The following is a 13,781-nucleotide window of genomic DNA, read 5'->3' as shown; positions in this document are numbered from 1 at the left end:
TTTTTATAAATAACTCAACCACCATTTTCCTTTGTTGGCCTGTTTGTAATCATCATAGCGCTTGCATAAAGGATATAAGGCCATTACTATTCCAATCCAAACAAGATACGCAACAGGCAATGAAAACCCGTAGCCCTTCAGGTTTGTTGTAAACCAGATAGGTTGTTTCAGGAACCAGATCGTCCAGTCCTGCCCGGGCGTAAGCGCTGATGCGATAATTGCTATCAGGTGTATTATATAAATATGAATAAGGTAATAAAACATGGGCACCCTGCCGTATACCGAAACTACTTTTACAACAGCTCCTTTTGATTTTTCGGTAAATGACAGGAACAGAAAGGCCGCACCCAGCGTCAACAGCAGGTACAACAACGATGGCGGATATTTATTTACCTTAATAAATGACAGGATGGTAAATAATGTATTTTTCTGTACGTTCCATTTCACCGGATCTCCATAGAGGTTAGTATAACGTAATACAATAAACAAAACAATACAGGTGGCGCCGGCTATCCATAAGTTTCTTTGCCTTTTGCTAACTTCATAGCCCGCCGCGTACCATGCGCCTAAACAATAACCTAAAGACATAACCGCCATTAAGGGTACAATGGGATACCCTACCAATAAAATTTCCTTATGCCAGGTAAAAAACTGCTGGTCATGAAGCAGCGACCAGCCAAAAGCCGGCAAAGTGCTGCCCGGCACATGAACGCCGTCTAAAAGATTATGCCCCAATATGATTATAACGCTAATGCCCAGGACCAATTTTATAGGCAGATGGATCAATGCCGCCAGTATGATCATGCTTAAGCCCAGCGCCCATATAGTAATAAAGAAAAACATGGGAAATGTGATATTGAAGTTCCAGCCGAAGTTAACTACGAACATTTCGAGAAATATGAGCCACAATCCCCGTTTTACCAGGAATATGGATAACTCTTTTTTAGTTTTCTTTTGCCCGATGAGGTATGCCGATGTTCCGGCAAGCAGCATAAATATAGGAGCGCAAAAATGAGTGATCCACCGGGTGAAAAATAATATGCCGCTTGTTTTTGTAAGGTCAAGCGGATCATAAAAAAATGACCCGGAGTATAAATAATCCCTCACATGATCAAGGGCCATAATAATCATGATAGTACCCCGGAGAAAGTCAATAGAGGTTATCCGGTTTTTTAAAATTGTGCTCATTCAGGTTTTTGGGGTAAAATTAAAGATAGCTCTTTTTTGTAATCCGTTTTTTACAAAGATTTGTCAAATTCCATAGCCGACAAAGAGGGGCTGTAAAAAGGTCGCACGCAGAGGCCCGGATTAAACACTCAGCATGACACCAATTCAAGTCTGACTATAGACAATACTAATAAATTTTATCAGGTATTAAAATTACCATATTAGCCAATTCATCATTCACCAGTATACCACATGCCATAACATTCCTTTTAACCTGTGAATATGGCGAGGCTATTTGTACCACGCAAGTGCCGCAACTACCCATTCCGCAACATAATCCAAATCCCGGGATTGCCAAATAATCTGCTATGAGCGACATCAAACTATGATACTGCCCATGAACAATTTGTAACCGGTGACTTTCGCCCAGATAATTAAGTGTTAGCGGTATTTTATTGCTTTCCATTATTTGCAGGTAGTAAACGCCGGTTTAGTAACTAATAAAAAACTATCTTCTCCGCCCTATAACTACTGCAACAATGACCATAGCGGCAGCGGGAGGTATTTTATTAGTTGTAACCGGATGTATTCGGCGGTCCCCTGTATACATTGTTATTAAAAACACCCCTATAATAAACATGGCTAAGCAGCATATCCGGATATATCCCATAACTATAGTTATTTAGTTTGGCAGTATTAACTCTCATACAAACGTTACCTGCTAACATTTAAAAATTTGTTGAGGCGTTGAATTGGTCGCCACTTTATGAAAATATTACGTTTTACTTCACCACCTCACTTACCAAAATAACAGGACTGACATTAGTATAATTTGCAAAATCCGCACGGATGGCGTCTCTTTTGGGCGCTATAGCGGCTTGATAGTCGCTTAGGCTTTTTACATAAAAAGTGCCGACTGCCATAAAAGGCAGCGGTTGGTTAGGGATACCACTTGCAATCCCTTTTTCAATGCTGTATTTAACCAAATTTGATCCTAAAAGCTGCGCCACCATCGGCATGTGCTTCGTTTCATAATATTCCATATTAAAGGTTTTACCTTCAGCATAAGGATACATGACTGATATTTTAACTAAGCCCTTTTCAACAATAGCTTCGTTCTTCTTTTCCTGACTAAACGCAGTAAAGCAAGTGGCTAAAAGGATAAATGATAAAATTAGTCTTAATTTCATAACTGGTTTATTTAAATGATAAAGCATTCTATTTTAACAGATTACACAAATATTAAAATATTGCCATTATTCACAAAACATTATGCTGACTAATGTTTAAAGTCGCACGAACGGACATGCCACGAGATTGCGTATAGGACAAAAACAAAAGCCTCAAATCTTTCGACTTGAGGCTTTTGACTTTTTCTGGTAGCGGGAACAGGACTCGAACCTATGACCTTCGGGTTATGAGCCCGACGAGCTACCAACTGCTCCATCCCGCACTGTTTTGATAGTGCAAATGTACAATAAGTTATCACATCTGTTTGTCACAAATTGGCTCATGTGGTCAACAATTTCTTAACACACTATAATCTAACCTTTTAATTTGGTTGATATAAGTCAATTTCTTTCTTACTATAAATCAATGTGTGGCGGTTGGGTACTTTGCACCTTTGTGATACCCTGACCGATGAACGGACAGGATCATAAAATTTCAAAGAAATGAAAACCGCTAAAGAATTATTGCTCAGCTATCTTGAGCATGTCAATAACCCCGATACAGCTATTGAACTTTTTGCCGACGACGCAGTGTTCGAGCTTCCCTACCTTGCAAGTTTAGGTTTACCCTGGCAATGGAAAGGCCGGGACGTAATATATAATTTCCTTAAAAACCTACCTAAAACATTCGGCAACTTCAAATTTCAAAACATCAGGATCCATATTGATACACCTGATCAGGCCTTTGGCGAATATGATGTGGACGCTATAGTCAATTCAACCGGTCGGGTTTATCCGCAAACCTATATGGGGCGCGTGGTTGCCGAAAATGGCAAGATCAAACTGATCCGCGAAGCGCTTGATATGGTTGTAGTGGCCAAAGGAATGTTTCCTGACGGGCTGGCACACTTAGCTTAAAGCTACTTACGAGCCTGGGCCCTTTTTTAAAAATTACAATTAACCATATCTTCCTTGGTTGTCCAAACCTGTTTTTCTTAGATTCATTGCCTCAAAAATGCTTCGATCAACGTACAAAGGCCTTAACTAAAATTGTTGAGGCCTTTGCAATAATCAGATACGCTATCATCAATTAGCCACATCATTATTTTCAATCCCTGTTTTGTTTTTATTGATCCTGTCTTTTAAGCCTCCAAAATTGTAGTTCAGGCTGATGCTGAATGACCTGTAATAGTTCATGCTTTGGTAGGTTTGATTAAACTGAGGACCAAATTTTTTGCTTACACTGTTACGGTATTTGGTAAATGGATTTTTGATCCCCCCAGAGATACTGAACTTATTTTTTACAATATCCTTGTTGAAATTGAACGCGCTGTAAAAAAAGCCGTTGGTGTACCCCTGTAAACCCGTAGGGTTGCGGCTATTTATACCCAAATCGGCATTCAGGGCCCAGCCATGGTTCAGGCGTACTACGTTTGATAGCGTGGCCCCATACATCAGCAGGTTATTATTCACTACTTTTCCGTCGGCCTGGCCTTGCAGCCACAAGTACATCATATTACCATTGAGGCTTACGTTGTAAATTTTAGTCACAGGGTAACTAAGGTTAAAATTAACGCCCGCACTGCTGGCCTTGCCTGTATTAGCATAGGTAACTTGTGTAACCTGGGTAGCCCGGTCAAAATTAACTACCTGCAAATCGAGATTGTTCATGAACGAATAGTCGAGCCCGATGTTTACTGATAATTTTTTATTGCTGCCATACCCAAGCTGGATATCGTTCAATAAAACAGGTCTCAGGTTTGGGTTACCGGTAACTTCATAATTAGGGTTTGAGCGGTCAACATAAGGGTTAAGCCTGTTGATTCCCGGCCTCCTGATCCTTTGCGAAAAACCGAAGTTGATACTGCTTTCGTCTTTAAATCTTTTACTTACCGAAACAGAAGGAACAATGTTAAAATAGTTTTGATCGGCCACAGATGCCGTACTCATGAAATCAGCCCGGATCACGGTTTCCTCAACCCGCACACCGGCATTGATGTTCCAACTGTTTAAAGCCAATTGATAGGAGTTATAAGCGCTAAATACATTTTGGGTATTGGTAAACGCGTTTGACTGCGCTGCATCATGCTCATATAAACCAGTTGTTTCATTTAATGAGCTATAGCTAAAATCGCTGCTGTTATTCCTGAATATAGCTTTAATGCCGGCATCAATGGTCATTTTATTTACTGGGGTAACAAAATCAACTTGTACAGTGTGTTCTTTAAATTTTTGTTTATCGCTTTGTTGAAAATTGGGGCCCGGGAAATTTACCCTGTCAAAAAATTGAACGTCGCCATTTTTGTTATTTGTGTTGCTGCTGTACACGTATGAGAATGTAAGTAGCCTGTTTTTAACTCCTTTAAAGCCCAATTCATAATTGATACCTGCATCAATGCCATAGCTGGTGGCCTTATTATTGTTTTGAAAACGGTATTGCTCAGGCTTACTATCGCCGGTTAGCAGGGACGACTGCCCGTTATGATCGGTTGCACGGCTGCCGTTATAATTGAACTGGGCGGTTAATAAATTCAGTGTATCTATCTGCAGGCTTAATTCGGTGCCGAAATAAGCGGTTTTATTATTTGAACGTTGATAACCTGTTTGCGCCAGTGTTGTACCGGCAGTATCAACACGCTTGTTGATATTATAGGTTTGCGGCGAATTGTTGATGCTGCCACCGCCAAAAGCAGAAACACCGAACTTGCCTTTTTTAGCCGTAACAGAACCTCCAATGCCGGGGCCACCTGTAGGCAAGCTTTCATTGATATTTACAGAACCATTGATACCATCGTTGACTTTTTTGCTGGTGATGATGTTAATGATGCCCGCCAAACCTTCGGCATCATATTTTGATGGCGGTGTGGTGATCACCTCAATCCGCTCAATGGTTGATGCCGGGATGCTTTTTAAAACGGCTTTAAGGTTGCTTTCCAAGCTGCCGGAGGGCTTACCGTTAATAAGCACTTTAAAGCTTGAATTTCCTTTGAGCAGTAAATTATCATCCCCATCTAATGACAGGTAAGGAATTTTCCTCATCATGCTTAGTACATTATTTCCCTTACTTTCAGGATCCGCCTTCAGGTCGTAAATTATTCTGTCGGCCTTTTGCCTGATAATCGGTCTTTCGGCGGTTATGGCAACCTCTTTCAGATTGGTCATTACATCACTTAGATAAACCGGTTTTAGCACCAGTGTTTGCTGCTGATGTGTAAGATCGAGGGGTATTGTTTTTGAACTGTAGCCAATAGCGTTAATAGACAGCGAATAGTTTGACGGTTGTACCGAAGCAAAACTGAAGGAGCCATCGTCTTTAGTAACAGCAACCATAATGGTTTCATTGGCAGCATTCTTTAGTCGTACGGTTATCAATGGCAAAGGCGCTTTAGTTACCGAATCAGCAATATCTCCTTTTACCTGCACCGCGGTTTGGCTATAACTATTGAGGTTATAAGTGATTAACACAGGCTAATTATTTAATCCTTACGGCGGCGAAGCAGCAGGTAATAGATTAGAAAGCCGGCTGAGATAAAGATCATTTCAACTCCGTAAGGAACGGGCGAATCTTCGGCACTGTAGGGGATGAATTGCATTACTATAAAACCTATACCGGCGCAAAGGAGGATGAGCCCCCATTTTAAGGCCTCGTTGCCTGAGTTTAACTGGGCCAGAAATTTCACGCTGTTCTCATCCAGCGGCCCCGATTTAATAATGCGTTTTTTCAGCATGTAATTATAAAGGGCAAGTATGAATATGGCTATCAGTATAAAGAATACAATGATTACGATGAATGGCATTAACTGTTTCATGATCTTGTTTGTTTAAGCATTTGCTACAGTAGTCAACACATGCTGTACCGCGGTTGCAATTATTTTAAAATATTTTTTTATTCTTTTTTTGCAACCGCTAAACCTTATATATTGACTACTGTAATATGTTTAATGAACACGAGGTTGTATCCAGAATATTAAATAAAGATCTCCGGGCTTTTGAACTGCTGGTAAAGCAGTACGAAAAGCTGGTTTTCTTTGTGATAAACCGGCTGGTGCAAGACCAGCAAAACAAGGAGGATATATGCCAGGAAGTTTTCATTAAGATTCACCAAAACCTGCACCGGTTTGAGTTTCAGTCGAAACTATCAACCTGGATAGCACGTATAGCCTACTTAACCGCTGTAAACTATTTTAAAAAGAACAAGAACAATCCCCCTGCCGAATATCCAGAAAATATTGATAATCATCATTTTACAGATAAAAACCCCGAACAGGAACTGATAAAAAAATACCGCAGCTTATGTTAACCTGCTTATTGAGCAAATGCCGCATCAATATAAAACAGTGTTAACGCTGTACCACCTAAATGAGTTTTCATGTGCTGAGATCGAAGAGATCACGGGCATCCCGGAAGGAACAGTGAAAAGCCATCTTTTCAGGGCGCGGAAATTATTGAAAGAGAAAATTGAAAAAGACCTTAAGAAAGAAAATATATGAAAGAGCTGGATGACGACGAATTACAGGAACTATTGAACAACGGTTTAGTTCCCGATAACAAAACACTTTCGGAAGAAGATAAGAACGACCTGCTTGCTTATCAAAACTTATTTACCGCACTGGGTACCGAGCCAAAAGAAGGCCTGCCTATGAGTTTTGCCGCTAACGTTAGGAGAAAACTGCAGGAACAAATCAACCGTAAAAACGATCTGCGCTTTAACTTGTTGGCACTTGGGATATTTGCATCGGGCTTGGCCTTGGCCTATGGGTTGCTATCGGTAATGAGCCCAGAAAGCGGTGATATGTTTTTAAATGCAATTATCAGCTTTAAATGGGTATTATTAACACTGGTTGCAGGGTTTGTGGGCTATCTTTTTATTGATCAGAGATTGGTAAACAGGAGTTATTAAGAACAGGGAAACGTAGAGATCATCATTGGGAATGGGGGTTAACAGGGTTAACACGAATTCAGAAACAAACCATCAAGTAACTGATAATCAATCGAATAAAACACAATAGCGGTTACACATCTCACAATGCGCAGAGCGGGCTTAAATGTTTTGTAACCTGCAAACGGGAGACGCATGTGATGCGTCTCTACATTAAGATTAACGGGCTTCTTCTAACGTATCAGGAACGGCATCTTCGTCCTCTTCCTGTGGTTGAGACTCTTCCTTAAACACACGGATGGTTTTAATATACCTGCGCTGGTAACGATCATTCATGGCGGTTTCAGTAACGCCATTTTCATCACCCGATGTAGAATGGATAAACACCAATGGTTCACCAGGTTGTGATATCACAATACCAATATGCCCTGCACTGTGGTAATTGTGACTGCGGGTTCCGGTAAACAAAATCAGATCGCCAAATTTGGCGTCTTTAATATCAATCCCCTTAACCGGCGCAAAATCCGATGAACTGCGGGGGATAGAGATGCCGAAATGAGTAAAAACATAATTAACATAGCCTGAGCAATCAAAACCTTTTTCCGGGTTGCTTGAACCATACCGATACCTAACGCCTTTCAGGGTTTGGGCAAATTCAACCAGCTCGTCGGGTGTGGTTTCGCCGGTTTCATAATTGGCCTCAACTTCGGCATAATGATGCCTCAACCTCGCATGGCTATGCAATTTTACCGTTTTATTTGCTTTATGTTTTTTTGATGCGTGAAGTACGGCAGGCTTTGCCGGCTTCATAAGTGATAAACAAGCTACAAGGAGGAGTTTGGAACCAATTACAACATGCATTTTGTAATGATAGGTAAAAATTTCCACGGATAGCAATCAAAATGTAAAAAAGATGATTGAATCTGATACTATTATTTCATTTGCTTCATCAAAACGTAAAATGGATGTTAAAATAACAGCCATTGAAAATTACCGCAGCCCCGAGGTAAAACATATCCGTTAAATAAGGCACCTATACTGGTAAGTAACCAGTCTGATCCTGAAAAATACCTGAAACCAGTAGCCGGAAAACCACAAACTTTCATTGCGCCCGAACTGATCAGTCCGGCTAAGTTCAAAGGCTTGGAACTGATCCCTTTTTACAAATTACATGATGCCCGGTATATGATCTACTGGCACCAGGGAGATTTGAAAGAGGCAGGGAATTAAATAAATGTTAAAGCCTTATAAATTATGCCCCTCAAGCTTCGCTATTGCCTGTTCAACAAATTTTTCATTGGAGAAAAGTGTCCGTTTTCTATCGCTCCAACCGTGAAGACGGTTTAATATTTCATCCAAATTTTTGGTCTTGAACTTGACAGAAAGAAAATCTATAGTAGACAATAGCTCCAACCCAAAAGCAGAGTAAAACCCGGATAAAAAATTTTTGGTTTTGTTTACAATATCAAGAAAAGCGAGGTTTGATTCCTGGCTAAGATATGCCAGAACATCCTCTTCCGTGTCCATCATAATACCCAACTCTTCAAATGGCTTTTTATCCATAGCGCTATACCCTGTGATATAATTTCCGTTTAGATAGTAAAGCACACGTCTCACTTTACCCGAATAGGGGCCATAGAAATTTGGCTCAAAAGTTAGTTTAAACTCGCTTTTTGCCCCAAAGCGCTGCAAAAAATAAGCAACCTTTTCAGCAGCAAACTCCGATACAAATTCCCCGCTTTTAGCAAGGTCGAACAAGACCGCTAATAACATAGCCCGGGCAGGTGTCAATTTAGCGCGCTCCTCTTTCATAGCCTCTTTTATCACAGCATTAGGTAAGTAGACCTGAATATCACTCTCTATTCCATTTAAGTTTGACTCTATCAATTCCTTAACTTTATTCCATTCTAAGCCCCCGTGCCCTGTTCCTAAAGATGGTATTGCTATCGACTTAATCTGCCTTTCGTTTATTACAGATGCCAGCTGTTTCAAGCCTGTGTCTATATAGTTATATTCAGATGGTTTACGCCAGTCTGTTTTAGTTGGCAAATCAATTATTATCTTCTTACCATACAACAACGATTCTTCTTCGGTAACTATTAGATTGCCAATATCAAAACTTTTATTTTTGCAGGCCTGTTGATAGATTTTAAAATTGTGAGGAAATTCCTTTTTGAATTGAAGAGCCAATCCTTTCCCCATAACTCCAACAGTGTTTACGGTATTCACCAAAGCGTCAACCCTACTTTCTAATATATTCCCTTCAATGTATGTAATCATCTGTTAAAAATAGTAATCAGGTTTGATAACAATTTTACTTTCACTAATATCAAATGCCAAAAGTTTTTGTTTGGCATTTTTATTATAAACTGCAAACCCTAATATTGCACTTGCAGGTATATCGTCTATGACCAAAAACTCGGCCTCTTTTCTTCTTTTCAAATCAAGATCATTGTAATCAACCCAATATTGTGCGTTTATTGCTGAAAGATCAATTATATTAAGAATATCATCTATATCTGCTTCGTAAAAAAAATCAGTCAGATCGCTTACTGCATGCCCGTTTGAAAAAACAAACCTCAAATTATGAACCCTTATCTGCTCAACACTTGTAATACAATAAACAATATCTTCTGTAGATACCGGTCGCATGTTATAATATATGCTATTGGCCCCTTGCTTAATTACATATAGCATTGGCATCCGCGCACCGAAGTAAAAAGGGATGTAACGCCCAAGTGCTTCGCCATTTGGTAATATAAAACTTTCCCTCTTTGATATTAAACTTCCGGATCCAATAGGGACGTAATCTTTATTGCTATTGGCCGACCATTGATGAGTAATGCCGTTTTTAAGAATATGTGGTATATTCTCAACATGTGTCATCCTGTATAAATATATCTTTTTCAGTTATCAATAGATAAATAACGTTAAATATAATCAATACATCTCTATTAAGAGAACATCAAACAAAAAGCCTCAAATTTTTCAACTTGAGGCTTTTCATTTTCTTCGTAGCGGGAGCAGGACTCGAACCTACGACCTTCGGGTTATGAGCCCGACGAGCTACCAACTGCTCCATCCCGCACTGTATTGTGCTATATATTTGAGATCCGGCCATAACCCCGGAAAGGTGCTTCCAATTATCAAAATGCAAATTTGCACTCCGTTTTAATTGGACTGCAAAGATATAATTCGTTTCTTTGCAGTCCAAATATATTTTTAATTATTTTTTTATGGCTCATCAGGCAGGTTTTGTAAGTATAATAGGTAAACCCAACGCAGGGAAATCAACCCTTATGAACGCGCTGGTGGGCGAAAAAATGTCCATCATCACCCCTAAAGCGCAGACTACACGCCACCGCATTTTGGGTATTGTGAATGACGAAAACTACCAGATCGTGTTTTCGGACACCCCTGGTGTTATCAAACCGCACTACGCCCTGCACGAAAGCATGATGCACCAGGTTGACGGTTCTATTGTTGATGCCGACCTTATTTTGCTGGTTACAGACATTTATGAAGAATATGACGAAGCAGACGTTCTTAAAAAACTGGAACGTTCATCAGCGCCTCTTGCCGTACTCATCAACAAAATTGACCAAAGCGATGAAGAAACCGTAAAAAAGAAGGTCGAATTTTGGCAGGAGAAATTAAACCCTAAAGCCATCTTCGCGATATCGGCATTGCATGGGCACAACATTAAGGCCATTATGGATTTCGTGATCGAAAACCTGCCGGAGCATGCCGCTTATTACGAAAAAGATGCGCTAACCGACCGTAACGACCGCTTTTTCGCTTCAGAAATGATCCGCGAACAGGTGTTTAAACAATACAAAAAGAAATTCCGTACAGCACCGAGGTTATTGTAACCGCCTTTATTGAGGGCGAAAAGCTTTACCGTATCAGCGCAGAAATTATTGTTGAGCGCGAATCGCAAAAGAACATCATCATAGGCAAAGGCGGCGAAATGTTAAAAATTACCGGCACCTATGCCCGCCGCGCCATGGAAGACTTTTTTCAGCAAAAAGTTTTCCTGGAGATGTTTGTAAAAGTGATCCTCGACTGGCGTACCAAAAAGAATTACCTCAAACAATTCGGGTACGAATAGAAAGAACAGAACCAAGACTTTTAGAATCAAGATGCAGGATAATCCAACATCTTGATCTATCATTAATAAAAATTAAAAATTTCGTAGAAGCATTTGTTAAGTTAGATAGATTTGTATTCCTGAATCTTGATTTCTTGCATCCTGACTCTTAATAAAAAAGCATGAGTAACATAGTAGCCATTGTGGGCAGGCCCAACGTAGGCAAATCAACATTATATAACCGTTTAACCGAAAGTCGCAAGGCCATTGTTGATGACTTTAGCGGTGTCACGCGCGACAGGCATTACGGCGTTGCCGAGTGGCTTAACCACAATTTTACCGTTATTGATACAGGCGGCTATGTAGCCAATTCAGACGATGTTTTTGAAACCGCCATCCGTGAGCAGGTTGACATTGCCATTGAAGAAGCTTCGGTAATCCTTTTTGTTGTTGATGTTACAACCGGCATCACAGATTTGGATGATGAGATTGCCAACCGCCTGCGCAAAAGCAATAAACCTGTTTTTGTGGTAGTAAACAAGCTGGACAATAACAACCAGGTTGCCGATGCTATGGTGTTTTACAGCTTCGGCCTTGGCGAAATCTACAGCATTTCATCAATGACCGGCTCAGGTACCGGCGAATTGCTCGACGAAGTGGTAAAACACTTTGAAGACGAAGTACTGGAAGAAAACACCCGCCCTAAATATGCTATTGTCGGTCGCCCCAACGTGGGTAAATCATCTATCATTAACGCACTTATCGGTAAAGACCGTAACATAGTTACCCCTATTGCCGGTACCACCCGCGACTCTATCCATATCCATTATAACCAGTATGGTCATGATTTTATGCTGATAGATACAGCCGGGATGCGTAAAAAAACCAAGGTTAAGGAAAACATTGAGTTTTACTCGGTAATGCGTACCATCAAAGCACTGGAAGAAGCCGATGTAATTATCCTGATGATTGATGCGGTTGAAGGCTTTGAATCGCAGGACATCAATATCTTTCACCTGGCCGAAAAGAACAAAAAAGGCGTAGTAATTGTGGTGAATAAATGGGATTTGATTGAGAAGAACAGCAAAACCATCAAGGTTTTTGAAGAGCAGATCCGCGATAAGATAGCCCCCTTTACCGATGTGCCTATTGTATTTACCTCAGTTACCGAAAAGCAAAGGGTATTAAAGGTGATCGATGTAGCCAACCAGGTTTACCAGAACCGCGCCCGTAAGATCCCTACTTCAAAACTAAACGAGGTAATGCTGCCAATTATCGAAAACTACCCGCCACCATCAATTAAAGGTAAATACGTTAAAATAAAATACATTACCCAAATTGCCGGCACTTCGCCAATGTTTGCGTTTTTCTGCAATTTGCCGCAATATGTAAAGGAGCCTTACTATCGGTTTATCGAAAATAAACTAAGGGAAAACTTTGATTTTTCGGGCGCGCCGGTGCAGGTATGGTTCAGGCAGAAATAAGAACCTTGATTTTTAGGATTTGAGGATTACCTTGAATTTGATCTATCAAATCCAGACTTTCAAAGGTTCACCACCGCGTCATTGCGAGGAACGAAGCAATCCCCTATTCGAAGGTACGCCCTGCATAGTCCGCGATTGCTTCGTCCCTCGCAATGACGTTTTTTACCCCCTGGTTGTTACGTTTCCATCCCCCTCTCCGTAATACTGCTAAACCTCAATACTTTACACTTCATGAAAAAGTTTTACTGTTTAGTACTAATAGTACTGGCCGCTTTTACTGCATGCAAAAAAGGCGAGCTATCATCTACCGGCGGAGAAGATAATGGCTGCATCAGTCGCGTTAAACGTGATTATAGCGACAGCAATAGAGTTGAACTGGCAACAGCTATTACGCTCCTGCAAAAAAATAATATCCCGGTTAACGGCCTGGTAATATATAGAGTTATTTTAAACGATAGCATAAGCAATAATGGTCCGCTTAATATCTACCAGCATGTTATAGCCTATGAAGAAAGCAAAGGTTTACCCATCTTTAATTCGGGAATAGGCTATCATTTTAGGAACGAGGTTTTTTCAACTACCATTGGCCGGCGCTATGGCACACTTAGCCTAAATACTACAGCAACGGCTCCGCTGCTCCAAATACGTAAAATTTTTATTGATGCTTTTAAAAAAGATGGCTATACCATTGATAACCGCGTTAATGAATCATCATGCCTTAATGCGGAGTTCGGGTATTACAACCTAACGCCGGATACGCCTGATCAGCCTCATTTTGCCAAAGTATGGAAGGTTACTTTTATGAATTACGATTATCCGGTGGCCTACATTCAGGATGATAACCGAAAACTATTATCCTATTTCAACGGATTATTAACACTGAACAAAACCAATAAAAAATAAAATACCGGCGCAATTGGCATTTCTTTAGCCAGCCGGCCATTCTACTTTGTCAGTTTAAAAACACAAAATGCAACATGGTTGCATTTTGT

General features: G+C 40.4%; 15 protein-coding genes, 2 tRNA genes and 1 pseudogene. 8 read left to right on the top strand and 10 right to left on the bottom strand.

The features are described from left to right. Positions 1 to 3 precede the first annotated feature (3 nt). From ACRQ5D_RS09565 to ACRQ5D_RS09550, 4 genes are all read right to left on the bottom strand, one after another. Entirely contained in the window at positions 4 to 1,188 is a 1,185-nt protein-coding gene (locus tag ACRQ5D_RS09565; protein ID WP_091173489.1) for a DUF1624 domain-containing protein, read from the bottom strand. Positions 1,189 to 1,354: 166 nt separating this feature from the next. Beyond that, positions 1,355 to 1,633: a hypothetical protein gene (locus ACRQ5D_RS09560; RefSeq protein ID WP_091173485.1), complete on the bottom strand. Its 279-nt coding sequence runs from the start codon at positions 1,631 to 1,633 to the stop codon at positions 1,355 to 1,357. 316 nt (positions 1,634 to 1,949) lie between these two features. Further along, positions 1,950 to 2,384, bottom strand: a complete 435-nt coding sequence (locus ACRQ5D_RS09555; RefSeq protein ID WP_218134504.1) for an EthD family reductase — start codon at positions 2,382 to 2,384, stop codon at positions 1,950 to 1,952. A 160-nt stretch (positions 2,385 to 2,544) separates the two neighbouring features. Continuing rightward, positions 2,545 to 2,620, bottom strand: a tRNA-Met gene (locus tag ACRQ5D_RS09550). A 220-nt stretch (positions 2,621 to 2,840) separates the two neighbouring features. Here ACRQ5D_RS09550 and ACRQ5D_RS09545 point away from each other — a divergent pair. Next, positions 2,841 to 3,254, top strand: a complete 414-nt coding sequence (locus ACRQ5D_RS09545; protein ID WP_091173479.1) for a nuclear transport factor 2 family protein — start codon at positions 2,841 to 2,843, stop codon at positions 3,252 to 3,254. 168 nt (positions 3,255 to 3,422) lie between these two features. Here ACRQ5D_RS09545 and ACRQ5D_RS09540 read toward each other — a convergent pair whose 3' ends face one another. Together ACRQ5D_RS09540 and ACRQ5D_RS09535 are read right to left on the bottom strand one after the other, a co-directional pair. After that, positions 3,423 to 5,801, bottom strand: coding sequence for a TonB-dependent receptor domain-containing protein (locus tag ACRQ5D_RS09540; protein ID WP_091173476.1), 2,379 nt, complete (start codon positions 5,799 to 5,801; stop codon positions 3,423 to 3,425). Between the two features lie 11 nt (positions 5,802 to 5,812). Continuing rightward, positions 5,813 to 6,145 (bottom strand): DUF6249 domain-containing protein, encoded by a 333-nt coding sequence (locus ACRQ5D_RS09535; protein ID WP_091173474.1) that lies wholly within the window; start codon positions 6,143 to 6,145, stop codon positions 5,813 to 5,815. A gap of 125 nt (positions 6,146 to 6,270) precedes the next feature. Between ACRQ5D_RS09535 and ACRQ5D_RS09530 the strand changes: the two genes are divergently transcribed. Genes ACRQ5D_RS09530 through ACRQ5D_RS09520 form a run of 3 tightly spaced genes read left to right on the top strand, consistent with a single transcriptional unit; the run spans position 6,271 to position 7,236 of the window. Next, positions 6,271 to 6,636: an RNA polymerase sigma factor gene (locus ACRQ5D_RS09530; protein WP_432328736.1), complete on the top strand. Its 366-nt coding sequence runs from the start codon at positions 6,271 to 6,273 to the stop codon at positions 6,634 to 6,636. 1 nt (position 6,637) lies between these two features. After that, the gene (locus tag ACRQ5D_RS09525) at positions 6,638 to 6,826 is read left to right on the top strand and encodes an RNA polymerase sigma factor (RefSeq protein WP_431200980.1); all 189 of its coding nucleotides are present in this window, start codon (positions 6,638 to 6,640) and stop codon (positions 6,824 to 6,826) included. Further along, positions 6,823 to 7,236, top strand: coding sequence for a hypothetical protein (locus ACRQ5D_RS09520; protein ID WP_091173467.1), 414 nt, complete (start codon positions 6,823 to 6,825; stop codon positions 7,234 to 7,236). The genes ACRQ5D_RS09525 and ACRQ5D_RS09520 overlap by 4 nt, the downstream gene beginning before the upstream one ends. Before the next feature lie 198 nt (positions 7,237 to 7,434). On the opposite strand, the gene ACRQ5D_RS09515 is transcribed toward ACRQ5D_RS09520, so the two are convergent. Continuing rightward, positions 7,435 to 8,025, bottom strand: coding sequence for a C40 family peptidase (locus ACRQ5D_RS09515; protein ID WP_176844548.1), 591 nt, complete (start codon positions 8,023 to 8,025; stop codon positions 7,435 to 7,437). Between the two features lie 225 nt (positions 8,026 to 8,250). Here ACRQ5D_RS09515 and ACRQ5D_RS09510 point away from each other — a divergent pair, with 225 nt between their 5' ends. Further along, a complete protein-coding gene (locus ACRQ5D_RS09510; RefSeq protein ID WP_091173460.1) occupies positions 8,251 to 8,445 on the top strand; it encodes a DUF4986 domain-containing protein in 195 nt (64 codons plus the stop codon). 15 nt (positions 8,446 to 8,460) lie between these two features. On the opposite strand, the gene darG is transcribed toward ACRQ5D_RS09510, so the two are convergent. The 3 genes from darG to ACRQ5D_RS09495 form a co-directional block, all read right to left on the bottom strand. Further along, complete coding sequence (gene darG / locus ACRQ5D_RS09505) at positions 8,461 to 9,495, bottom strand: type II toxin-antitoxin system antitoxin DNA ADP-ribosyl glycohydrolase DarG (protein ID WP_091173456.1); 1,035 nt, start codon at positions 9,493 to 9,495, stop codon at positions 8,461 to 8,463. Between the two features lie 3 nt (positions 9,496 to 9,498). Next, the gene (gene darT, locus ACRQ5D_RS09500) at positions 9,499 to 10,101 is read right to left on the bottom strand and encodes a type II toxin-antitoxin system toxin DNA ADP-ribosyl transferase DarT (RefSeq protein WP_091173454.1); all 603 of its coding nucleotides are present in this window, start codon (positions 10,099 to 10,101) and stop codon (positions 9,499 to 9,501) included. Positions 10,102 to 10,230: 129 nt separating this feature from the next. Further along, positions 10,231 to 10,303: transfer RNA gene (locus ACRQ5D_RS09495), tRNA-Met, on the bottom strand. A gap of 148 nt (positions 10,304 to 10,451) precedes the next feature. Here ACRQ5D_RS09495 and era point away from each other — a divergent pair. The 3 genes and pseudogenes from era to ACRQ5D_RS09480 all read left to right on the top strand — a co-directional run bounded on the left by era (position 10,452) and on the right by ACRQ5D_RS09480 (position 13,692). After that, a pseudogene (era, locus tag ACRQ5D_RS09490) lies at positions 10,452 to 11,326 on the top strand (GTPase Era). 161 nt (positions 11,327 to 11,487) lie between these two features. Then, entirely contained in the window at positions 11,488 to 12,789 is a 1,302-nt protein-coding gene (gene der / locus ACRQ5D_RS09485) for a ribosome biogenesis GTPase Der (RefSeq protein WP_091173447.1), read from the top strand. A 231-nt stretch (positions 12,790 to 13,020) separates the two neighbouring features. After that, positions 13,021 to 13,692 carry a hypothetical protein gene (locus ACRQ5D_RS09480; protein WP_091173445.1) on the top strand — a complete coding sequence of 224 codons (672 nt, stop codon included), beginning with the start codon at positions 13,021 to 13,023 and terminating at the stop codon, positions 13,690 to 13,692. The last annotated feature ends 89 nt before the right edge of the window (positions 13,693 to 13,781 follow it).

Source organism: Mucilaginibacter sp. P25 (assembly GCF_050859465.1).
GTDB classification, from domain to species: Bacteria; Bacteroidota; Bacteroidia; order Sphingobacteriales; family Sphingobacteriaceae; genus Mucilaginibacter; species Mucilaginibacter gossypii.
Note: the sequence above shows the minus strand (reverse complement) of the source record. Positions and strands in the feature narration are given on the sequence as shown.